24 protein-coding genes are annotated in these 24,303 nt (G+C 73.7%); 17 read left to right on the top strand and 7 right to left on the bottom strand.

Annotated elements, in window-relative coordinates:
- Nucleotides 1-2: 2 nt before the first annotated feature.
- Nucleotides 3-521: a DUF4240 domain-containing protein gene (locus AB0N63_RS10760; protein WP_365527059.1), complete on the top strand. Its 519-nt coding sequence runs from the start codon at nt 3-5 to the stop codon at nt 519-521.
- Nucleotides 522-549: 28 nt separating this feature from the next.
- Here the strand turns inward: AB0N63_RS10760 and AB0N63_RS10765 are convergent, their stop codons facing one another.
- A complete protein-coding gene (locus tag AB0N63_RS10765) occupies nt 550-1,425 on the bottom strand; it encodes a peptidoglycan recognition protein (RefSeq protein WP_365527062.1) in 876 nt (291 codons plus the stop codon).
- A 194-nt stretch (nt 1,426-1,619) separates the two neighbouring features.
- On the opposite strand from AB0N63_RS10765, the gene AB0N63_RS10770 reads away from it, so the two are divergent.
- Nucleotides 1,620-2,804 carry a MarP family serine protease gene (locus tag AB0N63_RS10770; protein ID WP_365526987.1) on the top strand — a complete coding sequence of 395 codons (1,185 nt, stop codon included), beginning with the start codon at nt 1,620-1,622 and terminating at the stop codon, nt 2,802-2,804.
- 22 nt (nt 2,805-2,826) lie between these two features.
- On the opposite strand, the gene AB0N63_RS10775 is transcribed toward AB0N63_RS10770, so the two are convergent.
- Entirely contained in the window at nt 2,827-3,324 is a 498-nt protein-coding gene (locus AB0N63_RS10775; protein ID WP_009188217.1) for a GNAT family N-acetyltransferase, read from the bottom strand.
- Between the two features lie 62 nt (nt 3,325-3,386).
- Here AB0N63_RS10775 and AB0N63_RS10780 point away from each other — a divergent pair, with 62 nt between their 5' ends.
- Both AB0N63_RS10780 and AB0N63_RS10785 read left to right on the top strand, forming a co-directional pair.
- Nucleotides 3,387-4,283, top strand: a complete 897-nt coding sequence (locus AB0N63_RS10780) for a TIGR01777 family oxidoreductase (RefSeq protein WP_365526989.1) — start codon at nt 3,387-3,389, stop codon at nt 4,281-4,283.
- Nucleotides 4,284-4,577: 294 nt separating this feature from the next.
- The gene (locus AB0N63_RS10785; protein WP_365526992.1) at nt 4,578-6,071 is read left to right on the top strand and encodes an NAD(P)/FAD-dependent oxidoreductase; all 1,494 of its coding nucleotides are present in this window, start codon (nt 4,578-4,580) and stop codon (nt 6,069-6,071) included.
- Between the two features lie 56 nt (nt 6,072-6,127).
- Here AB0N63_RS10785 and AB0N63_RS10790 read toward each other — a convergent pair whose 3' ends face one another.
- Complete coding sequence (locus AB0N63_RS10790; protein WP_365526994.1) at nt 6,128-7,678, bottom strand: regulator; 1,551 nt, start codon at nt 7,676-7,678, stop codon at nt 6,128-6,130.
- 287 nt (nt 7,679-7,965) lie between these two features.
- Here AB0N63_RS10790 and lipB point away from each other — a divergent pair, with 287 nt between their 5' ends.
- The 4 genes from lipB (at nt 7,966) to AB0N63_RS10810 (ending at nt 11,119) form a co-directional block, all read left to right on the top strand.
- Nucleotides 7,966-8,763 carry a lipoyl(octanoyl) transferase LipB gene (gene lipB / locus AB0N63_RS10795; protein ID WP_365526996.1) on the top strand — a complete coding sequence of 266 codons (798 nt, stop codon included), beginning with the start codon at nt 7,966-7,968 and terminating at the stop codon, nt 8,761-8,763.
- 130 nt (nt 8,764-8,893) lie between these two features.
- Nucleotides 8,894-9,859 (top strand): lipoyl synthase, encoded by a 966-nt coding sequence (gene lipA, locus AB0N63_RS10800; RefSeq protein WP_365526999.1) that lies wholly within the window; start codon nt 8,894-8,896, stop codon nt 9,857-9,859.
- A gap of 287 nt (nt 9,860-10,146) precedes the next feature.
- On the top strand, nt 10,147-10,347 hold the full coding sequence (locus AB0N63_RS10805) for a hypothetical protein (protein ID WP_365527002.1): 201 nt from the start codon (nt 10,147-10,149) through the stop codon (nt 10,345-10,347).
- 70 nt (nt 10,348-10,417) lie between these two features.
- Nucleotides 10,418-11,119: a DUF4191 domain-containing protein gene (locus tag AB0N63_RS10810; protein WP_009188224.1), complete on the top strand. Its 702-nt coding sequence runs from the start codon at nt 10,418-10,420 to the stop codon at nt 11,117-11,119.
- 157 nt (nt 11,120-11,276) lie between these two features.
- On the opposite strand, the gene AB0N63_RS10815 is transcribed toward AB0N63_RS10810, so the two are convergent.
- Nucleotides 11,277-11,744, bottom strand: coding sequence for an RDD family protein (locus AB0N63_RS10815; RefSeq protein ID WP_365527004.1), 468 nt, complete (start codon nt 11,742-11,744; stop codon nt 11,277-11,279).
- Between the two features lie 207 nt (nt 11,745-11,951).
- Here AB0N63_RS10815 and glnA point away from each other — a divergent pair, with 207 nt between their 5' ends.
- Nucleotides 11,952-13,361, top strand: coding sequence for a type I glutamate--ammonia ligase (gene glnA / locus AB0N63_RS10820; protein WP_009188226.1), 1,410 nt, complete (start codon nt 11,952-11,954; stop codon nt 13,359-13,361).
- Nucleotides 13,362-13,591: 230 nt separating this feature from the next.
- Here the strand turns inward: glnA and AB0N63_RS10825 are convergent, their stop codons facing one another.
- Nucleotides 13,592-13,837, bottom strand: coding sequence for a hypothetical protein (locus AB0N63_RS10825; RefSeq protein WP_365527007.1), 246 nt, complete (start codon nt 13,835-13,837; stop codon nt 13,592-13,594).
- Nucleotides 13,838-14,118: 281 nt separating this feature from the next.
- Here AB0N63_RS10825 and htpX point away from each other — a divergent pair, with 281 nt between their 5' ends.
- From htpX to AB0N63_RS10845, 4 genes are all read left to right on the top strand, one after another.
- Complete coding sequence (gene htpX / locus AB0N63_RS10830; RefSeq protein WP_009188232.1) at nt 14,119-15,042, top strand: zinc metalloprotease HtpX; 924 nt, start codon at nt 14,119-14,121, stop codon at nt 15,040-15,042.
- Nucleotides 15,043-15,044: 2 nt separating this feature from the next.
- A complete protein-coding gene (locus tag AB0N63_RS10835; RefSeq protein WP_365527010.1) occupies nt 15,045-15,629 on the top strand; it encodes a hypothetical protein in 585 nt (194 codons plus the stop codon).
- Nucleotides 15,630-15,772: 143 nt separating this feature from the next.
- A complete protein-coding gene (locus tag AB0N63_RS10840) occupies nt 15,773-17,482 on the top strand; it encodes an alpha/beta fold hydrolase (RefSeq protein ID WP_365527013.1) in 1,710 nt (569 codons plus the stop codon).
- Nucleotides 17,483-17,574: 92 nt separating this feature from the next.
- Entirely contained in the window at nt 17,575-18,753 is a 1,179-nt protein-coding gene (locus tag AB0N63_RS10845) for a winged helix DNA-binding domain-containing protein (protein ID WP_365527016.1), read from the top strand.
- A 63-nt stretch (nt 18,754-18,816) separates the two neighbouring features.
- Here AB0N63_RS10845 and AB0N63_RS10850 read toward each other — a convergent pair whose 3' ends face one another.
- Together AB0N63_RS10850 and AB0N63_RS10855 are read right to left on the bottom strand one after the other, a co-directional pair.
- Entirely contained in the window at nt 18,817-19,128 is a 312-nt protein-coding gene (locus AB0N63_RS10850) for a hypothetical protein (protein ID WP_365527019.1), read from the bottom strand.
- Nucleotides 19,129-19,324: 196 nt separating this feature from the next.
- Nucleotides 19,325-20,329, bottom strand: a complete 1,005-nt coding sequence (locus AB0N63_RS10855; RefSeq protein ID WP_365527022.1) for a polysaccharide deacetylase family protein — start codon at nt 20,327-20,329, stop codon at nt 19,325-19,327.
- Between the two features lie 93 nt (nt 20,330-20,422).
- Here AB0N63_RS10855 and AB0N63_RS10860 point away from each other — a divergent pair, with 93 nt between their 5' ends.
- The 4 genes from AB0N63_RS10860 (at nt 20,423) to AB0N63_RS10875 (ending at nt 24,089) form a co-directional block, all read left to right on the top strand.
- A complete protein-coding gene (locus AB0N63_RS10860; RefSeq protein ID WP_365527024.1) occupies nt 20,423-20,785 on the top strand; it encodes an arsenate reductase family protein in 363 nt (120 codons plus the stop codon).
- 147 nt (nt 20,786-20,932) lie between these two features.
- Entirely contained in the window at nt 20,933-21,664 is a 732-nt protein-coding gene (locus AB0N63_RS10865; RefSeq protein WP_365527027.1) for a hypothetical protein, read from the top strand.
- 264 nt (nt 21,665-21,928) lie between these two features.
- On the top strand, nt 21,929-22,957 hold the full coding sequence (gene glnII / locus AB0N63_RS10870; protein ID WP_365527029.1) for a glutamine synthetase: 1,029 nt from the start codon (nt 21,929-21,931) through the stop codon (nt 22,955-22,957).
- A 514-nt stretch (nt 22,958-23,471) separates the two neighbouring features.
- Nucleotides 23,472-24,089 (top strand): winged helix-turn-helix domain-containing protein, encoded by a 618-nt coding sequence (locus tag AB0N63_RS10875; protein ID WP_365527032.1) that lies wholly within the window; start codon nt 23,472-23,474, stop codon nt 24,087-24,089.
- The last annotated feature ends 214 nt before the right edge of the window (nt 24,090-24,303 follow it).

Below are 24,303 nucleotides of genomic sequence, written 5' to 3' on the forward strand. Positions count from 1 at the left end.
TGATGGACGAGACGGAGTTCTGGGAGCTGATCGACACCTCGCGCGAGGCCGCCGAGGGCGACCCCGAGGAGCAGGCCGATCTGCTCGTGGAGCGGCTGCTCGACTGCGATCCCGAGGTGGTCCTCGACTTCGCGCGCCACTTCGAGTCCCGGTACAACCGGGCCTACCGCTGGGACCTGTGGGGCGCCGCCTGGGTGCTGCTCGACGGGGCCAGCGACGACGCGTTCGACTTCTTCCGGTGCTGGCTGATCGGCCAGGGCCGGGAGGTCTTCGAGGGCGCCCTGCACGACCCGGACTCGCTCGCCGATCTGCTGGACGACTTCGACGAGGAGATCGACGGCGACGGCGAGGAACTGGGCTACGCGGCCGACGAGGCGTACGAGCAGCTCACCGGCACCGTCGCCCCCGATCTCGGCATCCCGCCCGCCCCGGCGGAGCCGGAGGGCACGCCGGTGGCGTTCGAGGACGACCGCGCGCTCGCCCTGCGCTACCCGCGGCTGTGGGACCGGTTCCGCGAGTAGCCGCCCGGGGTTGCGCGGGCTCGCGGGCTCAGCTCCGGCCCTGGAGGCGGGCCGCGGCGTCCCGGATGGCCGGCAGGCGGACGGTGAGGGCCGCGCCCGGGCAGTTGGTCGGGAAGCCGTCGGTGTGCCCGGCGACGGCCGGGAACAGGGCCGTGGTGCCCGGCTTGTAGCGGCTGAGCCCGTTGCTGGAGACCAGGGGGACGCTCGCGCGCGGATCGACGCCGGCCAGGCCGAGCTTCCAGGCGGCCAGCGCGGCGATCGCGTCCGTCATGGCCTGCGGCACGGGCGTCCCGGCGGTGAACGTGCCGATCGCGGCGATGCCCGCGGTGCGGTGGTTGAAGCCCTGGGCGTGGGCGCCGGTGACGGCCCGCTCGACGCCGCCGGCGCGGCCCTCGTAGATGGTGCCGCAGCGGTCCACGAGGAAGTTGTAGCCGATGTCGTCCCACTGGCGTGCACCCGTCTGGCCCGCGTACAGATGGCGGATGACGCGCGGGGCGTCGGCGCAGGCGTAGACGTTGGGCGAGTCGGTGTGGTGGATGAAGACGGCGACCACCTTGTCGTCGTAGCGCGGCGGCGGCTGGACGTGCCGGGTGGTGGCGTCCAGCCACACCGAGCGGGGCAGGATGCGCGGCCGGGGCGCGCCGTGCGACGAGGTGGCGCCGCGGGGCGCGACCGCGCCCGCGGGCACCGGGGCGGGCGCCTGGGCGTGCGCCGGCGCGGTGAGCGTACGGTCCACGTCGGCGGCGCCGAACAGCAGCGCACCGACGGCGGCGGCCGCGGGCAGGCCGCACAGCAGCGCCATGACGGCGCCGCGCGACCGCCGGGGGCGTGCGCCGGAGCGCCCGGCGAGCGTGCCGTACGGCCGTCCGGGGCGCCGGTTCCGGGCGCGCCAGGTCTTCCCCACACCATGCATGAGCCCACTGTCACCCCCATCCGGTCCGCCCGCGATGTGTGGTGTGCCACCTGGTGGAACCATCGTCCTGGTCCGGGCGTTTTCGCGGGTACACGTACACGTGGCCGGTTCCCGGATCCATGTGCGTGTGCTGATCGCCGGGTCCGTCCCGCGCGTATTCAGGGTCCGGGAGAAAGGCGGCCGGTGTGGACCTGCTCGACCTCGTGCTGGTGCTGGTGGTCCTCGTGTACGCGGTGTCGGGCTACCGGCGCGGCCTGGTGGCCGGCTGTGTGTCGCTGGCCGGGTTCGTCGGCGGCGCGGTCGTCGGCGTGTGGGCGCTGCCGTGGGTGATGGACCTCGTCACACGCGGGACGACGACGGCGACGGTGACCGCCGTGCTCACGGTGCTGGTGCCCGCGGTGGTGGGCCACGAGCTGGCCGGGCGGCTCGCGCTGCGGCTGCGCGGCGAGCTGGACCGCGGTCCGCTGCGGGTGGCCGACGGGGTCGGCGGGGCCGCGGCGAACGCGGTGGCGGTGCTGATCGTGGCGTGGGTGGCCGCGAGCGTCCTGGGCGCCTCCTCGTCCCCGGTGGTGACCACCGCGATACGCGACTCCAAGCTGCTGGGGGCGGTCCAGGAGGCGATGCCGGACACCACGCCGGCCTGGTTCTCGCGGGCCACCTCCGCGCTCACGGAGGCGGGGTTCCCGCAGGTCTTCAACCCGTTCGAGACCGAGCCGGCGGCGGGCGTCGCCGAGCCGTCGGGCGACAGCGTCACCGCCGGCGCGACGAGCGCGGCCCGGCTCAGCACGGTGAAGATCGAGGGCTCCTCGGGCAACCAGGGCCGCGAGGGCAGCGGTTTCGTGTTCGCCCGCCGCCACGTGATGACCAACGCGCACGTGGTGGCGGGCATCGACACGCCGTTCGTGCGGGTCGGCGGCGTCGGGCGGTCGTACGAGGCGCGGGTGGTGCTGTTCGACCCGGACCGGGACGTGGCGGTGCTGTACGTGCCGCAGCTGAGCGCCCCCGTCCTGCGGTTCGACGGCGTGGCCGCGCGGGGCGCCCCGGCGGTCGTCGCGGGCTATCCGCAGGACGGCGGCCTGAACCTCCAGGCGGCGACGGTGGCGAGCCGCATCCGGGCCACCGGCCAGAACATCTACAACGACGCCACGGTCACCCGTGAGATCTACGCGATCCGCTCCACCGTCCGGCCGGGCAACTCCGGCGGCCCGCTGCTGACCACCGACGGCCGCGTCTACGGCATGGTCTTCGCCCGCTCCACCTCCGACAGCGGCACGGGCTATGTGCTGACGGCGGCGGAGATCGGCGCGGACGCCCGGCGCGGGGCCGCCGCGACGGCCCCGGTGGACACGGGCCGCCTGGTCACGTCCTGAGGCCGCCTGCGCGCGGGCGGGGTCACACGAGGCGGCCCATCAGCACGTCGTCGACGTAGGCGCCCTCGAGCAGGAACTCCCCCGGCAGAACGCCCTCCACGGCGTAGCCCTCGGACTCGTAGAGCCGGCGGGCCGGGGTGTTGTGCCCGAGCACCCTCAGGGTGATGCGGCGCGCCCCCTGCCGCCGGGCCTCCTCCCGCGCGGCCCGCAGCAGCGCCCGGCCGACCCCGGCGCCGCGCGCCTTGTCGGCGACGGCCAGGCCGCGGATCTGGCGGACGTGCGCGTTGCACTCCAGCGGGGTGGCGAGGCCGAGGCGGAGGTAGCCGACGACGACGCCGTCCAGCTCGGCCACGAGGATCTCCGGCGGCCCGGAGCGCTCGGTGAAGAAGGGCTCGTACGGCGGCTGCGGGCGCGGCTGCACGGCGTGCAGCGGGGACCAGGTGTCCCGGTCGAGCGCCGCCAGGGGCTCCTCGTCGGCGAACGTGGCGGGACGTATGTGCAGATCGGGCATGGCGGTCACCCTACTGCGCGACCGGTCCGCGTCCGGCGGGATTTCCGTGCGCCGGCGGGCAGGATGGGGGCATGGAACGTTCGCGAATCGCGGTGGCCGGGGCGTCCGGCCTGATCGGCAGCGCCCTGGTGCGGTCCCTGGCGGCGGACGGGCACGAGGTGGTGCGCCTGGTGCGCCGCCCGGCCCGCGCGGCGGACGAGGTCCGCTGGGACCCCGAGGAGCAGTACGTCGACTCGGCGGGGCTGGCGGGCTGCGACGCCGTGGTCAATCTGGCGGGCGCGGGGGTGGGCGACCACCGCTGGACGGACGCGTACAAGAAGACGATCCGGGACAGCCGGGTGCTGGGCACGGCGGCGCTCGCCGAGGCCGTCGCCGCCCTCGACGTGCCGCCGCGGGTCTTCGTCGCCGGCAGCGCGATCGGCTTCTACGGCGACACCGGCGACCGGGCCGTGGACGAGGACGCGCCGCCGGGGGACGGCTTCCTGCCCCGGGTGTGCGTGGAGTGGGAGGAGGCAGCCGCGCCCGCCGAGGAGGCCGGCATCCGCACGGTGCACGCCCGCACCGGGCTGGTGGTCGCGCGCGGGGGCGGGGCCTGGGCGCGGCTGTTCCCGCTGTTCAAGGCGGGGCTGGGCGGGCGGATGGGCGACGGGCGGCAGTACTGGTCGTTCATCGCGCTGCACGACGAGGTGGCGGCGCTGCGGCATCTGATCGACACCGACTCGCTGTGGGGGCCGGTCAATCTGACCTCGCCGCAGCCGCTGACGAACCGTGAGGTCACGGCGGCGATGGGGCGGGTGCTGCACCGGCCGGCGCTGCTGCCCGTGCCGGCGGCCGCGCTCAGGGCGGTGCTCGGGGAGATGGCGGGGGATGTGCTGGGCAGCGCGCGGGTGCTGCCGGCGCGGCTGCTGGAGTCGGGGTTCTCGTTCGCGTTCCCGGGGATCGAGGACGCGGTGCGGGCGGCGCTGTGAGGGGCGCGGGAGTGGGCTGTGCCGGGTGCGCGGGCGGGGCCGTCAGGGGCGCGGGAGTGGGACCGTGACCGGTGCGCGGGCGGGGCCGTGACCGGTTCACGGGTGGCGCTGTGACGGTTTGACGTACGGTGGCGAAACGTTGCGGCCGTATGCGACCGCCGTGCGACCGTGCCCTGTCGATGCGCGACTGTTCCCGACCGGTCACCGACCTACCCTCGTGCCGAACTCGGGTATCCCTCATGCCGGTTGAGGGCATCACCGCTCCACCGGTCGCGCAACCTCGAGGAGGGGCACGTGCTTGAGCCCGCGTACCAGGTCGATGTCGTCGTCGTGGGAGCCGGGGTCGCCGGGCTCTCGGCGGCGCACCGGCTGACCAGTGCAGGAGTAACGACCGCGGTCCTGGAAGCCGCCCCCTTCGTGGGGGGCCGGATGTCGACGGAGAAGGTCGACGGGTTCCGGCTGGACAGGATCGGACAGCCGCTGTTCACGTCCTATCCCCAACTGGGCCACAGCCCGGGGCTGGACGCGCTCGTGCTGCGGCCCTTCGCACCCGGGGTGCTGCTGCACAGCGACGGACGGCACCACCGCGCGGGCGGCCCGGCGGGCGGAGGGGGCACACGGAGCGCACTCCACGCGGTGCGCGCCTTCGCGAGCGCCCCCCGGCCGCCGGCCGCGCTGCCGAAGGTGCGGGCCCGGGTCCGCGCGCTGCGGCCCGTACCGCCCGCGGCGGCCTACGGGGTGCCGGGCGCCCTGGTCGCCGACGAACGCTTCGCCGCCGAGCCGCCCTTCGACGCCGGGCCGCCGGGGCGGGCCCTGCCGGGCGACCGGGTCCAGCCGTTCGGGATCGGCACGCCGCTGCGGCTGCGCGCCGCGCTCTCCCGGATCGCCACGACTCCGGTGGAACGCCTGCTGGCCCGGCCCGAACTGCCCGCCGCGCAGGCGCTCGCGGCCCGCGGGTTGCCCGCCCGCACCGTCGACGGCTTCCTGCGGCCGCTGCTGGCCGCGCTGCTGTGCGATCCGGACCTCACCACCTCCAGCCGCTGCGCGGACCTGGCGCTGCGGGCCTTCGCGAGCGGGCGGCTGTGCCTGCCGGAGGGCGGTGCGGACGTGCTGCCGGAACTGCTCGCCGCCTCGCTGCCGGCGGGCACCGTGCACACCGGCGTCCGGGTCACCTCGGTCGCCGCCAACGCGGTGACGACCGCCGAGCACGGGGTGATCCGCTGCCGGGCGGTGCTGGTCGCCACGGGCGCGCGGTCGGCGGCGGGGCTGCTGCCGGGGCTGCGGGTGCCGGACTTCCACCCGGTGACGGTTCTCCACCACACGACCGACGAGCCGCCGGCGACGGGCGGTCATCTGCTGCTCGACTCGGAGCGGGGCGGGCCGGTGGCGCACACCGCGGTGATCAGCACGGTCGATCCGTCGCGGGCGCCGGCGGGACGGGCGCTGGTGTCCTCGACGGTCCTCGGGCCGGCCCGGGCCGACGTGGACGACGCCGTCCGCCGCCATCTGGCACGGCTGTACGGCGTCTCGACCGCGCGGTGGGAGACGCTGGCCGTGCACCACACCCCGGAGGCGGTGCCCGCGATGCGGCCGCCGCACGATCTGCGGCGGCCGGTGCGGTTGCTGGCGGGGCTGTACGTGTGCGGGGACCACCGGGACACGAGCACGCTCCAGGGGGCGCTGCACTCGGCCCGGCGGGCGGCGGCGGCGATCCTCGGCGACCTGGGAACAGGTCGCCCGATGCACACCTCCGACCCGGTCCCCACCACTTCACGAGCGGCGGCCTGAGGAGGCCGCGACCCCGGCCACCGGGCCGGTCCGGGCCGTCGCCCCGGCGGCCGGGGTCAGCCCAGGGCCGCGACCTTGTCGCGGTAGGTGCGGACCGGGGTCGCGTCCCTGTACGGCTCCAGACGGCGTTCGAAGTCCCGGACGTACTCGTTGGCGCGGACCGAGCGCATGTCCGCGGCCTGGCTCGCCGCCTCCGCGCCGAGGCGGCAGGCCTGGTCGAGGTCGCCGAGGCCGAGGCGGGCGGTGGCGAGGACGACCCGGCAGAACAGGCGGCTGCGCGCGTACACCGGCGCGCGCAACTGGAGCGAGCGCTCGGCGTACTGCGCGGCCGGGCGGTACTGCTGCAGGTCCCGGTGGCAGTGCCCGAACTCGTCGGCGAGCTGCGCCTCGTCGAAGAACCGCGCCCAGAACGGCACCTCGTCGCCGGGCCGGGCCGCCTCCAGCGCGCGTTCGGCCCGCATCAGCGAGGTCGTGCACGCCCGCGCCTCCCCCAGCACCGCGTGCCCGCGCGCCTCGGCGGAGTGCAGCAGCGCCTGGACGACCGGCGGCACGGAGGCCCCGACGCCCTGCTGCGCCACCCGCGCCAGCTGGACCGCCTCCCGCCCGTGGGCGAGGTAGACGGCCTGCCGGCTCATGGTGACCAGGACGTAGGCGCCGTAGGCGCGGTCCCCGGCGACCTGGGCGAGCCGCAGCGCCTGCACGAAGTAGCGCTGCGCGAGCCCGTGCGCGGCGATGTCGTACGACGTCCAGCCGAGCAGCCGGGTCAGGTCGGCGGTGGCGGCGAACAGGCGGCGGCCCGTCTGCTCGCCGTAGCTGCCGCGCAGCATCGGCTCGCACTCGTGCTCCAGGTAGCGCACGAGGGCCTGCCGGGCGTGCCCTCCGCCGTACATGTCGTCGAGCGTGCGGAACAGCTCGCCGACCGAGCGCAGCGCGGAGATGTCCCCGGCGGTGACCCGCTGGCCCACCTCGCGCTCGGCACGGTCGCGGACGCGGTTCCGGTCGGCCCGGCCGCGCTGCTGGGGCACCGGGGGCACCCCCGGCGCCTCGGCCGCGCCGAGCGGCGCTGCGGCGCCCGGGGAGCCGCCCCGCGCGCCCTCCCCGCCGCGCGGGCCCTCGCCGCTCCGGGCGGCCGGCAGGACGACCGGGGCCTCCGCGCGGGCGACGCGGTCGTCGGCCCGGCCGATCAGCCAGTCCCGGCTCGGCACCACGAGACCGGCCGGGGTGAAGGCGATCTTGCGCAGCTCGGCGTGGCTGCCGGAGTCCTTGCGCCACAGCCCGCTGACGATGTCGACGGCCTCCTCCGGGGCGGCGGCGAACTCTAGCCCGGCGTAGACCGGGGCGCAGGCGTCCAGGCCGAGGTCCTGTGCGGTCAGCCGGCGCCCCAGCCGCCGGGTGAAGACCTCCGCGATCAGCGCGGGCGTGGTCCCCCGCGGCTGCTGCCCGCGCAGCCAGCGGGTGACGGAGGTCTTGTCGTATCTCAGGTCCAGCCCGTGCTCGAGTCCGAGCTGGTCCACGCGCCGGGCCAGTCCCGCGTTGGAGAACCCCGCTTCTGCGATGAGCGCGGCGAGCTGGCGGTTGGGAGTGCGCTGCGCGGGTCGTTCCGTCATCTGCGGTGCGGTCTCCTGCCTTTCGGGCGTCCGCGCGGCCGCGTGGACGCCCGGATTGCCTGTGAGCAGCCCTTATGGCCATGTGAACGGCGTGAATGTAGCGGAGAGTGAGCAGCCGACTCCGAGGTTTCGACGGCATTCATCCGATCGTGTGAGGATTTCGTGCAGGGCTGACGCCCGTCCGCCGGGCGTGCACCCGACGGGCGGGCGGACACGCATACGACGGCCGGACGTACAGTGGCGTGGGCACCCGACGTGCCTGACGACTCTCCAGGGAGGCGCTTGCCGTGAGTGAGCTGCGGTTCGTCCGCATGGGATTCGGTGCCGAGGCCGTGGACTACCAGGAGGCCTGGGACGAGCAGCGCAGGGTGCACGCCGCCCGGTTCGCCGACGAGATCCCCGACACCGTACTGCTCCTGGAGCACCCGCCGGTCTACACCGCCGGCCGGCGCACGGCGGACAGCGAGCGGCCCCTCGACGGCACCCCGGTGATCGACGTCGACCGCGGCGGCAAGATCACCTGGCACGGCCCCGGCCAGCTGGTCGGCTACCCGATCCAGAAGCTGCCCCGCCCGGTGGACGTGGTCGCCCACGTACGGCGCCTGGAGGAGGCACTGATCCGCACCTGCGCGGAGTTCGGCCTGGAGACCACCCGGGTGGAGGGCCGCAGCGGGGTGTGGGTGCTCGGCGACCCGGTCGAGCGGCGGCCCTCGCTCGGCGGCCTCTCCCTCGACTTCGACCCGCGCCTGACCGACGAGGAGTTCGACCCGCGGCTCAACGGCCCCGAGTACGCCCCTTCCAACGCCGGCCAGCGCCGCGAGGACCGCAAGATCGCCGCCATCGGCATCCGGGTGGCCAAGGGCGTCACGATGCACGGCTTCGCGCTGAACGTGAACCCGGACAACAAGTGGTTCGACCGCATCATCCCGTGCGGCATCCGGGACGCCGGCGTCGCCTCGCTGGCGGCCGAGCTGGGCCGCGACGTCTCGATCGAGGAGGTGCTCCCGGTCGTCGAGCGGCATCTGCGCGACGTGCTGGAGAACGCCGACCTCAAGCCGCGGGAGATCGAGAAGGCGACCGCCTGACCGGTCCCCGCCGAAGCGGCCGTACGGGGGAATGATCCCCGTACCTCTGAGGTTGGCCTCAGCGACTGGGCGCAACAAACACGGGCGTACCCTGGTGTGCGCCGAAGAATCGAAGCTACAGGGAGCCGACGTGTCCGCAGTCGCACCCGACGGACGCAAGATGCTGCGCCTGGAGGTCCGCAACAGCCAGACCCCCATCGAGCGCAAGCCCGAGTGGATCAAGACCCGGGCGAAAATGGGTCCCGAGTACACGAAGATGCAGAACCTCGTGAAGAGCGAGGGCCTGCACACGGTCTGCCAGGAAGCCGGCTGCCCGAACATCTACGAGTGCTGGGAGGACCGCGAGGCGACCTTCCTCATCGGCGGCGACCAGTGCACCCGGCGCTGCGACTTCTGCCAGATCGACACCGGCAAGCCCGAGGCGCTCGACCGCGACGAGCCGCGCCGGGTGGGCGAGTCCGTGGTCACCATGGACCTGAACTACGCCACCATCACCGGCGTCGCCCGCGACGACCTGGAGGACGGCGGCGCCTGGCTGTACGCCGAGACCGTGCGCCAGATCCACGCCCAGACCGCCGGGCGCGAGGGCGGCCGCACCAAGGTCGAGCTGCTCGCCCCCGACTTCAACGCGGTACCCGAGCAGCTGGCGGAGGTCTTCGCCTCCCGCCCCGAGGTCTTCGCGCACAACGTCGAGACGGTCCCGCGGATCTTCAAGCGCATCCGCCCCGGCTTCCGCTACGAGCGCTCCCTGAAGGTGATCACCGAGGCCCGCGACCACGGCCTGGTCACCAAGTCGAACCTGATCCTCGGCATGGGCGAGACCCGTGAGGAGATCAGCGAGGCGCTGAAGCAGCTGCACGAGGCGGGCTGCGAACTGGTGACCATCACCCAGTACCTGCGCCCGAGCGTGCGCCACCACCCGGTGGAGCGCTGGGTCAAGCCGCAGGAGTTCGTGGAGCTGAAGGAGGAGGCCGAGCAGATCGGCTTCTCGGGCGTGATGTCCGGGCCGCTGGTACGGTCCTCCTACCGCGCCGGGCGCCTGTACCAGATGGCCGTCGAGAAGCGCGGCGCCTTCGTCGCCTCCCAGGCGGTCTGACGTTCTCCGCGGCGGCCCGACGTTCCGTCACCCGCCGCGCCCCGCAAGGGGACCGACGCGCGTGTGAATTCGCGCACAAGAACCTACCGTCGAGTAGTGGCCGGTACGACGCGGCCCGGACCGTCGCCGCAGATGAGGGCGGCGCTCGGGGCCGCGTCGCCCTTTTGGCCTGCGATGTCAGGGCTTCATCGGTGTTTGACCGGTCGGTCACGCCCTGGTAACACCGAAGCGTGAGCCTGGACTCACACCCCGTACACCGGAGCCCGTCACGAGGGGGGACCTCCACCATGCAGGCCGCGCCCGTTCACGCCACCGCCATCCCGACCGTCAAGGACGCTCTCCGCGCGGTCGAGTCACTGCTCATGGGCGGCGGGCAGCGCACCGCCCGCCGCAACGCCTGGAACTCCGTCCTGGAGGACCGCCGCCGCGCCAAGGACCGCGTCGAGGCCCAGCGCGTCCTGGACCAGTTCCCCGCCGTCCGTCCCTGACCGGCCGCCCCGGGAGATCCACGGGCACTGCCGTCGTCGGCGGCCCCACGGGCCACGTAGACTTCCTGACATGGCGAGGAAGGAAACCGCAGCCGAGGCTGCCAACCCGGGGCGACTGAAGCAGATCGCCCTGACGTACAAGATGACCCGCAAGGCCGATCCGAAGATCGGGCTTGTACTCGCGGCTGTCGGCATCGTCGTTCTCGGTGTCCTCCTCGGGATCGGCTTCCTGATCGGTCACCCGGTCTACCTCGGCATCCTAGGCCTGCTGCTCGCCGTCCTGGCGATGGCGATCGTGTTCGGGCGCCGGGCCGAGCGGGCCGCCTTCGGGCAGATGGAGGGCCAGCCGGGGGCGGCCGCCGCGGTGCTGGACAACATCGGCCGCGGCTGGACGACCACCCCGGCGGTCGCGATGAACCGCAACCAGGACGTGGTGCACCGCGCGGTCGGCAAGGCCGGCATCGTGCTGGTCGCCGAGGGCAACCCGAACCGGGTGAAGTCCCTGCTCGCCGCCGAGAAGAAGAAGATGAACCGCATCGTCGCCGACGTCCCGGTGCACGACGTGATCGTCGGCACCGGCGAGGGACAGGTCGAGCTGAAGAAGCTGCGCACCACGATGCTGAAGTACCCGCGTGTGCTGACCGGCCCCCAGGTCACCGCCACCAACGACCGGCTGCGCGCCCTCGGCGACCTGATGAGCAACATGCCGCTGCCCAAGGGCCCGATGCCCAAGGGCATGCGGATGCCCCGGGGCGGCCCGAGGACCCGCTGACTTCCCGCATCTGCCGCAGGGGCGCCCGGACCACTCCGGGCGCCCCTTCGCCGTACGTACGCGCCTGCCAGGCCCGGGCAACGGACCGGTCGGTCCCCCGGATCCGATCCGGCCCGTCGGGTCCCCCGGCGCGGACCGGTCGGATCCGGGCCTCGGCTCAGATCCTGACCTCGACCGTGCCCGCCAGCCGGTCGTGCAGGCCGCGGCCGTCGCGGTCCCAGATCAGCGCGGGGATCGCGACGCACAGCAGGACCGTGCGCAGCAGGGCGCGCAGCGGCTGCACGCCGCCGGTGCGCAGCGCGACCACACGCAGGCCGAGCAGCCGCTTGCCGGGCGTGCAGCCGACGGTGCCGACGGTCAGGACGCCGAGCACGAAGAAGATGAGCAGCGCCCAGTTGCCGGTGGCCTGGTCGTAGCCATGGGTGATCAGGCCGTATGCGATCAGCATGCACAGGGCCCAGTCGACGGCGACCGCGCCCAGCCGCCGGCCGGGGCGGGCGATCGAGCCCGGTCCCTGCTCCGGCAGTCCCAGTCGTTCGCCCCGGTAACCGAGGTCGGCTCCGGCGTCCTCCATGGCGGCGCGCGGCCCGGACAGCCACGATCCCACTGCTTGCCTGTTGTCCACCCGACCACGGTACTGCGAGGCTGGACGGAGACGGGCCGCCGGGGTGTCCGCCGACGTGACCCGACCCCGGCCGGTTAACTTCTGCGAAACAAATGGGTCACGCCCGAGAAATCACCCGTCCCTAGGGTCGAGGCAGCGTGTGCCACCGCACTGGCCGCACGAACGATCTACCACCCCGGCGGGACGGTCGGGAGTAGGAGGAGCTGGATGTTCCAGAACGCCGACGAGGCCAAGAAGTACATCGCGGACGAGGACGTCAAGTTCATCGACGTCCGCTTCTGCGACCTGCCGGGCGTCATGCAGCACTTCACGTTGCCCGCCGAGGCGTTCGACCCCGACGAGGAGCAGGCGTTCGACGGGTCCTCGATCCGCGGCTTCCAGGCCATTCACGAGTCCGACATGTCCCTGCGCGCCGACCTTTCCACCGCGCGCGTGGACCCGTTCCGCCGGGACAAGACGCTCAACATCAACTTCTTCATCCACGACCCGATCACGGGCGAGCAGTACTCCCGTGACCCGCGCAACGTGGCGAAGAAGGCCGAGGCGTACCTGGCGTCCACGGGTATCGCCGACACCGCGTACTTCGGCCCCGAGGCCGAGTTCTACGTCTTCGACAACGTCCGGTTCCGCACCGCGGAGAACGAGTCGTTCTACCACATCGACTCCGAGGCCGGCGCCTGGAACACCGGTGCGCTGGAGGACAACCGCGGCTACAAGGTCCGCTACAAGGGCGGCTACTTCCCGGTCCCGCCGGTCGACCACTTCGCCGACCTGCGCGCCGAAATCTCCCTGGAGCTGGCCAAGGCCGGTCTGAAGGTGGAGCGCCAGCACCACGAGGTGGGCACCGCCGGCCAGGCCGAGATCAACTACAAGTTCAACACGCTGCTGGCCGCCGCGGACGACCTCCAGCTGTTCAAGTACATCGTGAAGAACGTCGCCTGGCGCAACGGCAAGACGGCGACCTTCATGCCGAAGCCGATCTTCGGCGACAACGGCTCGGGCATGCACGTGCACCAGTCGCTGTGGAGCAACGGCGACCCGCTGTTCTACGACGAGGCCGGTTACGCGGGCCTGTCGGACACCGCCCGCTACTACATCGGCGGCATCCTCAAGCACGCCCCGTCGCTGCTGGCCTTCACCAACCCGACGGTGAACTCCTACCACCGCCTGGTGCCGGGCTTCGAGGCGCCGATCAACCTGGTGTACTCGCAGCGCAACCGCTCCGCGGCGATGCGTATCCCGATCACGGGTTCGAACCCGAAGGCCAAGCGCGTCGAGTTCCGCGCGCCCGACTCCTCCGGCAACCCGTACCTCGCCTTCTCGGCTCTTCTCCTCGCGGGCCTGGACGGCATCAAGAACAAGATCGAGCCGGCCGAGCCGATCGACAAGGACCTCTACGAGCTGGCTCCCGAGGAGCACGCCAACGTGGCCCAGGTCCCGACCTCCCTCGGCGCGGTCCTGGACCGCCTGGAGGCCGACCACGAGTTCCTCCTCCAGGGCGACGTGTTCACGCCGGACCTGATCGAGACGTGGATCGACTACAAGCGCACCAACGAGATCGCCCCGCTCCAGCTCCGCCCGCACCCGCACGAGTTCGAGCTCTACTTCGACGTGTGACAGCGCCCCAGGTCAGAGCGGGTTTCCGCTCCCCTGGGCCGCGTATCGGCCGTCGGCCGTGTCCTTCCTGCGGGGAGGGGCACGGCCGGCGGCCGTTTTCGCGTCCGGCACCGCGAGCGGGTCGGCTCGCCGCCAGCGCGCTCCTGCCCCTGCGCCCCCGGGAGCATCCGGCGCGGCTGAGGGCCGCCGTCCCCGGTGGGGACGGCGGCCCTCGTTCGTCGTGGGCGGGGTCAGACGATGATCACGACGGTGCTGCCACCGCCGTAGCCATAGCCGTAGCCGAAGCCCGGGCCGTAGTAGGCGCCGCCCCGGCCGCCCCAGCCGCAGTTGTTCCACCAGCCGCCGCAGCGGTTGTTCGTGGTGGTCGGGGCCTTGTCCGGTGTGGCGGCGGAGGCCGTGCCGGCCGCCGCGCCGCCCGCCAGCAGTACGCCGGCGACGGTTGCCGCGAAGAGACGCCTCACGCGTGGTGCTTTCATGGAATTCCTTCCTTCCACCCACTCGTGCCACTTCTCGGAGAACGTGACGGAGAAGGCCGCGGCCGCAGCGCGATCACTCCTCATCGAGGCTAGCCGTCCCCCGTCCGCGCGGCATCTTGAGCCGAACGAGCTACCGGGTACGCCCGGACGCACGCCCCGTACGGACGGCTGCAGGGGTTTCGGTATGAAGGGTGTATGAGGGCCGTCCGGGCCCGTTCGCGGTGGGGGCGGCAGGTGCACACTGGAGTCGGGACGAGTGCCTGACTGCGGGGTGATGCAAGATGCAGAGCCGCTTCCGGAGCGACAGGCGGCTGACCGTGCGCATGGGGGTCACGCTTTTCCTGCTCGGGTTGCTGTACGTGGCGTTCGTGGCCGCGTTGATCGTGCTCCTGAAGTCCTGGGTGCTGGTCGTGGTGGTCGCCGCCGCCGCGCTGATCGCCCAGTACTGGTTCTCCGACCGGATCGCCCTGTTCGCCATGCACGGGCGGGTGGTCGAGCGGGAGGAGTATCCCGAGCTGCACGCGGTGATCGACCGGCTGTGCGCGATGGCCGACATGCCCAGACCCGTGGTCGCCGTGTCCAACGTGGACATGCCGAACGCGTTCGCCACCGGCCGCAACCCGGACAACGCCGTGGTGTGCGTGACCACGGGACTGCTGCGCCGGCTGGAACCGGCCGAGCTGGAGGGCGTGCTCGCGCACGAGCTGTCGCACGTCGCGCACAAGGACGTCGCCGTGATCACGGTCGCGTCCTTCCTCGGCGTGATCGCGGGGCTGGTGGTGCGGTTCGCGTTCTACTCGGAGCTGTTCGGCGGCCGGGGCCGCAAGGACCAGAACACGATGGCCGTGTTCGCCATGGTCATGGGCGTGTCGGCTGCCGTGTACGCCATCAGCTTCCTGCTGATCCGGGCGCTGTCCCGGTACCGGGAGCTGGCCGCCGACCGGGCCGCGGCCCTGCTCACCGGCCGCCCCTCGGCGCTGGCCTCCGCGCTCACCAAGGTCACCGGCGACATCGCCCGCATCCCCTCCGAGGACCTGCGCACCGCACAGGCCTTCAACGCCTTCTACTTCACTCCCGCCCTGGGCTCCGACCCCGGCATCGCCCGGCTCTTCTCCACCCACCCGAGTTTGGAGCAGCGGCTCGCGCAGCTCGGCCGGATCTCCGCCGAGCTGGGCGAGGCCGCGACGCCGGGTAAGGCGGGCTGAGGATGGGACTGCTGGACATCCTGCTCGGCCGTACCAGACCCACCCCGCCCGACCTCGACCAGTTGTTCGGGCTGCCGTCGGCGGCGGTGACGCTGGAGGCGGCGGCCGGTCTCACCCCGACCGGGCAGGGCGCGGTCTGCTTCGCCACGGTCGAGGGCGCCGCCTTCGAGCAGGCCCACCGTGAGGTCCAGGCTCTCCTGGACGCCGACACCGGCCGCACCGGGCCGCCCGTCGAGCGCGTCCAGGACGCCTACGGCTACTCCTGGCTGGTCTCCCGCCGCGCCCCCGACCAGCTGCCCGAGCTGGTCAACGACCTGCACGCCGTGAACAGCGCCCTGGAGGCGGGCGGCTTCGGCCCCCAACTGCTGTGCTCCCTGGCCGGCTTCCACGACGACGCCGGCCGTCGGCTGGCGCTGGTGTACCTGTACAAGCGGGGGTCCTTCTACCCGTTCGCCCCGCTGCCCGGCCAGGCGCAGCGGCGCGACAACGCCCTGGAGATCCAGGTCAAGGCCATGCTCGCCGACGATCTGCGCATGGAGGAGGACCTGAGCCGCTGGTTCCCGCTCTGGGGCGCTCCGGGGCTGTGAGGGCGCGGTGGGTGCGAGCGTCCTCGGGGGCGCGGGTGTCCTCGGCGAGCGCGGGCGTCCTCGGCGGGCACGGGCGCGGGCGCCTTGCCCGGATCCGCCGAAGCCGCCCTTCCCGCGCCCCGCGACGTGCGTGAATGGGCGCCATGAGCACGACGTCCTCCCCTCTCGTCCCCTTCACGCACGCGTACGACGGCGAACGCCTCAGCGGTGTCCACGCCCCCGCCGCTGGCGGCCCCGCCGACGCCGCGCCCGGCCGTCCCTCCGAGGGGGGCGGCGGCCCTGAGCCCGGGCGGCGCCCCACCGTCGTCCTGCTGCACGGCGCCGGAAACGGCAGCAAGGAACGGCTGCTGCCGCTGCTCGCCGAGTTCGCCGCCCGCGGCTGCCCGGGGCTCGCCTTCGACTTCTCCGGGCACGGCGACAGCAGCGGCGCGCTCAGCGAGCTGAGTCTGCGCCGCCGGTTCGCGCAGGCGGTGTCGGTGATCGACGCGCGGACGCCGGCGGACGGGCCGCTGATCCTGGTCGGGTTCAGCATGAGCGGCCAGACCGTGGCCGATCTGGCCCGGCACTACGGCCGGCGGGTGGCCGCGCTCGGCCTCGCCGCGCCGGCGGTGTACGCGGGCGCCGCCTGGGAGGTGCCGTTCGGCGACGGGACCGGGCCGTTCAGCGCGATCATCCGGCGGCCCGGCGGTTGGCGCGCCTCCCCCGCCCTGGACGCCCTGCGCGCGTACGAGGGCCGGGCGGTGCTCGTCGTGCCCGGTACGGACGCCGTCATCCCGCCCGCCGTCACCGAGGCCGTGCAGGACGCCCTCGCCGCCCGGGCGCAGTTCACCCGCCTCGACCTGCCCGACGCCGATCACGCGCTGGGCCGGTGGCTGCGCGACCATCCCGAGGCGCGGCGGGAGCTGGTGGCCGCGCTCCTCACCGGACTCGGCGACGGCGGCTGGACGGCGACCAGGGCGTGGGTGGCCAAGCAGGTGCCGCCGGGCCGCACGGTCGCCGGCGTCCGCCCGCTCAGCGGCGGCTGGAGTTCGCAGATGCGGGCGCTCACGCTGGACGACGGGGCCTCGCTGGTGCTGCGGACGTTCGTGAAGCCGTTCTTCCGCCGCCACGCCCCCGCCCTGCTGGCCCGGGAGGCCGCCGTTCTCGCGCTGCTGGCCGACCGGGACGGCGTACCGGCCCCCGCGCCCGTCGCCGTCGACGCGACCGGCGAGCACTGCGACCACCCCAGTCTGCTGATGACCCGGCTGCCGGGGCGCGTACGGGTGGACGACGGGCCGGACCTGGACCGGCGGCTGGACCTGCTCGCGGCGCAGCTCGGGCGCGTCCACGCCGTCGTACCGGACGTACGGCCGCGCCCCTACGAGGCGTGGACGCCGCCGGAGCGGGTGCAGGCGCCGCCGGGCGCGGTGTGGGAGCGGGCGGTGGCGGTGCTGCGCCGGGAGCCGCCGGCGTACGAGGGCTGCTTCCTGCACCGGGACTACCACCCGGGGAACGTGCTGTTCACCGGGGACGGCGCGGAGCCGCGGATCGGCGGGGTCGTGGACTGGGTGGAGACCTCCTGGGGCCCCGCCGACCTCGATGTGGCGCACTGCTCGACCGCGCTGGCGCTGCTGCACGGGCCCGAGCACGGCCTCGGGTTCCGGGAGCGTTACGAGGCGCTGGGCGGACGCCCTCTCGCCGACGGGGCCGGCCATCTGTACTGGCGGCTGCTGGACGCCCTGCACTACTGCCCCGACGCGGCCGAACTCGCCGGGCCGTGGCGCGAGCTGGGCCGCACCGACCTCACCCCGCGGGTGCTGGCCGACCGGCTGGAGGCGTACGTCACCGGGCTGCTGGAGCGCTACGGCGGCTGAGCGCGGCGGCCGGAGCGGGCGCGGCCCGGATGTCAGTGGCGTGGGCGAGGATGCCTCAAGGACGACGACCGCACGGAACCGAGGAGGCGCCCATGGGAGAGCGGCACATCGGCGTGGCGGAGCGGCGGGCCCGCCTCGCCCTGCGGCACCGGCTGGCCGCCGGGGCGGGGGCGGCGCGCCCGGAGGAGGTCGCCGAGTGCCTGGTGGCGCTGCACGGCACCGACCCGGCGACGGTGTACCTGGGGGTGGGCGCCCGGCTGGCGGACCCGGCGGGCACGGTGGCCGCGACCGAGCGGGCGCTGTACGAGGACCGCACGCTGGTGCGGATGCACGGCATGCGGAACACGGTGTTCGTCCTCCCGGCCGCGCTGACGGCCGTGGTGCACGCCTCGACGGGCATCGCCGTCGCCGCCCGCGCCCGGACCCAGCTGCTGAAGGACATGGCGGCGGCGGGCGCGCCGGACGCGGCCTGGCTGAAGGAGGTCGAGGAGTCGGCACTGGCGGCGCTGGCCCGGCGCGGCCAGGCCACGGCGGCCGAACTCGCCGAGGACGAGCCGCGGCTGCGCGAGCAGTTCGCGTACGCGCCCGGGAAGAGCTACGAGGGCGTGCACACCGTCTCCTCGCGGCTGCTGCGGCTGCTGGGGGTGGAGGGCAGGGTGGTGCGGGGCCGGCCGCTCGGCTCCTGGACGTCCACGCAGTTCCGCTGGGCCCTCGCGCCCGAGCATCCCGAGCTGGACGTCGCCGACGCGCAGCGGGAGCTGCTGGAGCGCTGGCTGGCGGTCTGCGGACCGGCGACCGAGGCGGACCTGAAGTGGTGGACGGGCTGGCGGACCACGGAGGTGCGGCGGGCGCTCACGGCGATGGGCGCGCTGCGGGTGTCGCTGGACGAGGGCACGGGGTACGTGGTCGCGGACGACACGGAACCGGTGGCCGCGCCGCGGGAGCCCTGGGCGGCGCTGCTGCCCGCCCTCGACCCGACGGCGATGGGCTGGCAGCAGCGTGACTGGTATCTCGCGCCCGAGCTGCGGCCGGCGCTGTTCGACCGCAGCGGCAACGTCGGCCCCACGGTGTGGTGGAACGGCCGGGTGGTCGGCGGGTGGGCGCAGCGGCCGGACGGCGAGATCGTCTGGCGGCTGCTGGACCCGGAGGGGACCGGCCGGGAGGTGGAGACCGCCGTCGCCGAACGGGCCAGGCGGCTCACGGAGTTGCTGGGGGCGACCAGGGTGACACCGCGTTTCCGTACGCCCCTGGAGAAGGAGCTGACGGCGTGACGGCCTGAAAGTCACGCGCTGCCGCGCCGGGTGCCCCGGAGGACCGGAGCACCCGGCGGCGGGTCAGCGCGAGTAGCGCATCAGTGCCCGCACCATGTGGCAGGTGGTGTCCGACGGCGGGTGCACGCCGATGAGTTCGGCGGTGGTGCGGATCGTCTCGTTGCGCGCCTGGCCCGGTTGGACGCCGGAGTCGAGCAGGGCGATGGCGAGCCGCATCGCCTTGAGACGGCGGTTGTGCGTGACGTACCAGTCACGCGGCCGCCCGGCCGGCAACGGCCGCTTGGCCAGGGGCTGGTAGGGCGAGTCGAGCGGGACGGAACGCCTCGCGGTGGACTGGGTCGGCAACGGCTTCGGCTTCAGTGCGGCAGCGGGCACAGGCATCCTCCTGTCGCGTGCGGGCGCCGCGCGGACCCCCCGGCGACACCTTTCGAACACTGCTTCCAGTGTACTGCCGGGCACTGACATCCGGGGCGGTTGGAAGGCCTGCAAAAAGCCTGGTGGAGCCGGGAATTGAGGCCCCGTCACGTACGGTCCTTGAGGTGCCCCTGAGGCGTCAGAAAATCGAACAACATCAGTCGGCCGGAGCCTGGATGTAGTCCTCCAGACGGGCCACGGCGAAGCCCTGGCCGCGTATTCGCTTCAGCAGGTCGGCGAACATCTCGGTCATGGTGGCGCCCTTGAGTTCGCTCGGTCCGCGGAAGTGGGCGAGGATGATGTCGCCGGGCCGCAGCTTCTTGTCGCCCGTCTGGTACTGCATGTCGGTGATCTGCATCGACTCCCGCCACCAGACGATCGCCCGGGGCCCGCACTCCCCCACGGCCGTCTTGGTCGCCGTGTCGTACGCGCCGTAGGGCGGACGGAACAGCAGGGGCGCGGTGCCGTACTCCTCGGTGAGGACCCGCTGGGCGCCGCAGACCTCCTCCTTCTGACGGGCGAGCGGGACGGTGTTCATCGCGGGGTGGTGCAGGGTGTGGTTCTGGATGTGGTCGCCCATCTCCTGGAGCGGCTTGAAGTAGGCGTAGTCCGACTTGACGGCGTCGTTCATCAGGAACAGCGTGATCGGTATTTTCAGGTCCCGCATCATCGCTATGAATCGGGGGTCCTTCTCCTGCCCGTCGTCGACGGTGATGAAGACGACCTTCCGCGAGGTCGGTATGTGCGAGAAGACCGGGACGGGCCCGGTGGCGGAGAGCTTGACGGGCTTGTCGGCCGGAGGCTCCGGGGCGGCGGGCAGCGGCTTGAGCCCCCACTTGCGCCAGGTGGCGGCGCTGACGCCCGGTGCGGTGCGGCGGGCTCCGCCCGGGGACGCGGAGGGGTGGGCGCCGGCGGTGGCTCCGGCCCGTGCGCCGTCGGCTCCTCCGCGGCCGTCGCCGGCGCAGCCGCCCGCCGTGAGGGCCACGGCGACGACGCCCGCCACGGCCGCGTATCGCCGGCCGCGGGAGACGGCCGGCCTGCCCGTCGCGTCCTCCGCGCCGGACGCGCCCGCCCGGCTGCCGCTTCCCCTCGCGGCCCCGCCCGTCCCAGCGTTCTTCCCGTTCTTCCCGTTCTTCCCGTTCCACCCGTCGTGCCAGCTCATCGCCGGTCCCCCAGTGTCTGCCGTACTGATCTTGGTCACGGGGAACGGTACGCGGCCGGCCTGGACAGGTGTTCGGTGGCTACCGTGGCCGGCATGGAGATCTGGATCAACCCGGCCTGTTCCAAGTGCCGCAGCGCCATCAGCCTGCTCGACGCCGAGGGCGCCGACTACACCGTCCGCCGCTATCTGGAGGAGGCGCCGACCGAGGACGAGATCCGGGCGGTGCTCGGCCGGCTCGGGCTGGAGCCGTGGGACATCACGCGCACCCAGGAGGCCGAGGCGAAGGACATGGGCCTGAAGGAGTGGCCCCGCGACGCCGGCGCCCGCGATCGCTGGGTGGCGGCGCTGGCCGCGCACCCGAAGCTGATCCAGCGCCCGATCATCACGGCCGACGACGGCTCGGCGGTCGTGGCGCGCACGGAGGAGGCGGTCCGGGGCGCGCTCGGCCGCGGCTGACCGGACCACCGGCCCGGACGTCCTCCCGGCGGTCTCGACTCCTCTGTGACACAGGTTACTTCGATCGTCTTCCGGGACCGCTGAGCGACCTCGTGCGGCATCCCGTACATAGCGGCGTACGCTCCCCTAGCTCTTCAGGAGGCGCGCATGTCGCGCAGGAGAACTCTCGGCACCAAGAAGAAGATCGCCCTGCTGGCCGGCGCGGCGGCGGTGGCGGGCACCGGGGCCTTCGCCCTGGCGGCCACGTCCAACGCCGCACCGCCGCCGGCCCCGCGCACCCTGTCCGCCGGGGACTCGACGGTCTGCCAGGGACTTGCCACCGCCCTCGGCAACAACCAGACGTTCATCGACGGCCAGCGGGCGAACCCGGACGCGCAGTCGGCGGCCCGGATCGCCAACCGCGAGGCGGTCATCGAGGAGATCAAGCGCAAGCAGGCGGCGTCGGGCTGCCCGGTCGGGGAGTCGGCTCAGGACTCCCAAGCGGGCCGTCAGGCGCAGAACGGCCAGCAGGCGGGCGGGGGCGACCAGGCCGCGGGCGGCGGCGACCAGGCCGCCGGGCAGCAGAGCGCACCGCCCGCGCAGGGCGGGACCGGCGCCGGGAACGCCGGGAACGCCGGAGGCGCCGCCGCCGGCCAGCAGGTCTGCACCGGCTCCACCGTCACCCTGTCCGGCGAGGGCGGCGCCCCGGCCGCCTCCAGCAACCAGTTCCCGGCCGGTACGACGCTGAAGGTCACCAACCTGGACAACGACAAGTCCACGACGGTGAAGGTCACCTCGGTCTCCGGCAGTTGCGTCCTGCTGAACGACGCCGCCTTCGAACAGGTCCGGGAGCCGGGCAAGTTCCTGATCCGGCACGCGCGGATCGAGAAGGTGGGGTGAGGCCCGGCCCGGCGCTCGCCCGGTGAGCGTGAGGGGCCCGCCGTCTCCGCCCGGGAGCGGCGGGCCCCGGCCGCGCGTCCGGACCGCAGGACGCCTCACGCCGCGTGAACCGGGACACAGCCGCCCAGGTAACACGGGGTTCACACTCGGGCAACGGACGGGAAATCGGCCGTTGACATGCTGCCCGCATCAACGGCGGCGCCCCAGTGCCGCAGCGCCGCAGCACCCGCAAGTGCGCCCAGCGAGACCCGAAGGACGTGGCCCGTGAGCTTCAAGGCTGAGTACATCTGGATCGACGGCACCCAGCCGACGGCCAAGCTCCGTTCCAAGACGAAGATCCTCGGCGACGACGCCAAGGGTGCCGAGCTGCCGATCTGGGGCTTCGACGGGTCCTCCACCAGCCAGGCCGAGGGCCACGCCTCGGACCGCGTGCTCAAGCCGGTCTTCACCTGCCCCGACCCGATCCGCGGCGGCGACGACATCCTCGTCCTGTGCGAGGTCCTGAACATCGACATGACGCCGCACGAGTCCAACACCCGTGCCGCGCTCGCCGAGACCGCCGGGCGGTTCGCCGACCAGGAGCCGGTCTTCGGCATCGAGCAGGAGTACACCTTCTTCAAGGGTTCGCGCCCGCTCGGCTTCCCCGAGGGCGGCTTCCCGGCCGCGCAGGGCGGCTACTACTGCGGCGTCGGCTCGGACGAGATCTTCGGCCGTGACGTGGTCGAGGCGCACCTGGACAACTGCCTCGAGGCGGGCCTCGGCATCTCCGGCATCAACGCGGAGGTCATGCCGGGTCAGTGGGAGTTCCAGGTCGGCCCGCTCGCTCCGCTGGAGGTCGCCGACCAGCTGTGGGTGGCCCGCTGGCTGCTGTACCGCACCGCCGAGGACTTCGACATCTCCGCCACCCTCGACCCCAAGCCGGTCAAGGGCGACTGGAACGGCGCAGGCGCGCACACCAACTTCTCCACCCGGGCGATGCGCGAGGGCTACGACGCGATCATCACCGCGTGCGAGGCGCTCGGCGAGGGCTCCAAGCCGATGGACCACGTCAAGAACTACGGCGCCGGCATCGACGACCGCCTCACCGGCCTGCACGAGACCGCCCCGTGGAACGAGTACTCCTACGGCGTCTCCGACCGCGGCGCCTCGGTGCGCATCCCGTGGCAGGTCGAGAAGGACGGCAAGGGCTACATCGAGGACCGCCGCCCGAACGCCAACGTGGACCCGTACGTCGTGACGCGGCTGCTGGTCGACACCTGCTGCACCGCGCTGGAGAAGGCCGGTCAGGTCTGATCCACCGCCGCCGTGAGGCCCCGGCAGGGGCTTCGGCACAGGCTTCGCGAGGGGCGTCCACCGCACGGTGGGCGCCCCTTCGGCCTGCCCTCGCCCGGGGCCCGGCGTCCACACTGTGGGACGACGCCCCGGGCGCGCTCACCGCGCCGAGGCGTTGACCCGCGCGGATGCCTGGTCGAACGAGGCACGCTGCGTCAACTTCACGCCAAGGAAGCGTCCAAGCAGTGAGAGGAGGGTCCTCGCCGGGCCGGGTCTCTGCTTCAATGGGGGACATGGCCGGTTTCCAGAAGCAGCACGCGACAGGTCGCCATGACCTCGAGCCGTTCTGGCCGTCCCGTCAGCACCACGACTACGACCGGGTGTGTTGCCGCGCGACGAACGCGCGGGCCCTCTGAAGCCGTACACCCCGGCCTTCGGCCAGCGCGAAACGACGTACGTCCCGCGGCGCGCCCGACCACGAATCGCGGCCGTCGCTCCTTCCGACGAACTCCTCGCGCGAAAGAGCTGACCTCTCATGGCGACCACCCGTTCCCTGACCACTGCCGGCCTCCCCGCCCCCGCTCCCTCGACCGCCGCCCCGGCCGCCGCACCGCGGCACCGGCTGCGAGCCGTGGACCGGGACGAGGTCGTGGACGTGGCGGACTTCCTGCCCCCGGGCGCCACCTGGCTGCCCGCCCCCCAGCACACCCTGCCGGTCCTGCCCGGCCGGCCGCCGATGATCGGCTACCTGGTGCTGGTCCCGGCCGACCAGCAGCCGCATCTGCCGCCGGTCGCGGTGCCGGACCGGCCGGACCAGCAGCGCCCCGAGGCCGTGCCGGCGGCCGCCGCCGGAACCGGCGACCCGCTCGTGCGCATCGACCCGGCGCGCCGCACCGCCGAGGTGGACGGCCGCCAACTCGACCTCACGTACCTGGAGTTCGAGCTGCTGGCGCATCTGGTCGCGCACCCGCACCGGGTGCACACCCGCGACCAGCTGGTCACCACGGTGTGGGGCTACGGCCATGTCGGCGACGGCCGCACCGTGGACGTCCACATCGCCCGGCTGCGCCGCAAGCTGGGCGCCGAGCACCGCCGCACGATCCAGACCGTACGGCGGGTGGGTTACAAGTACGCCCCGCCGGCCGCCGGCTGACCACCCACGCGGCCCGCTCGGAGGGCGGTGCCCGGCCCCTTTCCCGGGGCGCCGGGCACCGCCCTCCGTCGTGCGGCCCGGCCGCCGGGCCGGCCGGGCGGCCCCCGCGGCGCGGCCCCCCCGCCCCGGGGCGCCCCCCCCCCCGGGCCCCCCCGCGGGCAGGCCCCCCCCCCCCCGCCCGCGGGGCGCCCGGGGGCCGCCCCGAGCCGCCGAA

This window comes from Streptomyces sp. NPDC093260, from assembly GCF_040683715.1.
Taxonomy (GTDB): domain Bacteria; phylum Actinomycetota; class Actinomycetes; order Streptomycetales; family Streptomycetaceae; genus Streptomyces; species Streptomyces sennicomposti.

What these genes read in the sequence shown, in the direction of transcription:
- AB0N63_RS10760 (WP_365527059.1), top strand. Translation starts at nt 3, where the DNA reads ATGGACGAGACGGAGTTCTGGGAGCTGATCGACACCTCGCGCGAGGCC.
- AB0N63_RS10780 (WP_365526989.1), top strand. Translation starts at nt 3,387, where the DNA reads ATGGAACGTTCGCGAATCGCGGTGGCCGGGGCGTCCGGCCTGATCGGC.
- AB0N63_RS10790 (WP_365526994.1), bottom strand. Translation starts at nt 7,678, where the DNA reads ATGACGGAACGACCCGCGCAGCGCACTCCCAACCGCCAGCTCGCCGCG.
- AB0N63_RS10805 (WP_365527002.1), top strand. Translation starts at nt 10,147, where the DNA reads ATGCAGGCCGCGCCCGTTCACGCCACCGCCATCCCGACCGTCAAGGAC.
- AB0N63_RS10810 (WP_009188224.1), top strand. Translation starts at nt 10,418, where the DNA reads ATGGCGAGGAAGGAAACCGCAGCCGAGGCTGCCAACCCGGGGCGACTG.
- glnA (WP_009188226.1), top strand. Translation starts at nt 11,952, where the DNA reads ATGTTCCAGAACGCCGACGAGGCCAAGAAGTACATCGCGGACGAGGAC.
- AB0N63_RS10825 (WP_365527007.1), bottom strand. Translation starts at nt 13,837, where the DNA reads ATGAAAGCACCACGCGTGAGGCGTCTCTTCGCGGCAACCGTCGCCGGC.
- htpX (WP_009188232.1), top strand. Translation starts at nt 14,119, where the DNA reads ATGCAGAGCCGCTTCCGGAGCGACAGGCGGCTGACCGTGCGCATGGGG.
- AB0N63_RS10835 (WP_365527010.1), top strand. Translation starts at nt 15,045, where the DNA reads ATGGGACTGCTGGACATCCTGCTCGGCCGTACCAGACCCACCCCGCCC.
- AB0N63_RS10840 (WP_365527013.1), top strand. Translation starts at nt 15,773, where the DNA reads ATGAGCACGACGTCCTCCCCTCTCGTCCCCTTCACGCACGCGTACGAC.
- AB0N63_RS10845 (WP_365527016.1), top strand. Translation starts at nt 17,575, where the DNA reads ATGGGAGAGCGGCACATCGGCGTGGCGGAGCGGCGGGCCCGCCTCGCC.
- AB0N63_RS10855 (WP_365527022.1), bottom strand. Translation starts at nt 20,329, where the DNA reads ATGAGCTGGCACGACGGGTGGAACGGGAAGAACGGGAAGAACGGGAAG.
- AB0N63_RS10860 (WP_365527024.1), top strand. Translation starts at nt 20,423, where the DNA reads ATGGAGATCTGGATCAACCCGGCCTGTTCCAAGTGCCGCAGCGCCATC.
- AB0N63_RS10865 (WP_365527027.1), top strand. Translation starts at nt 20,933, where the DNA reads ATGTCGCGCAGGAGAACTCTCGGCACCAAGAAGAAGATCGCCCTGCTG.
- AB0N63_RS10875 (WP_365527032.1), top strand. Translation starts at nt 23,472, where the DNA reads ATGGCGACCACCCGTTCCCTGACCACTGCCGGCCTCCCCGCCCCCGCT.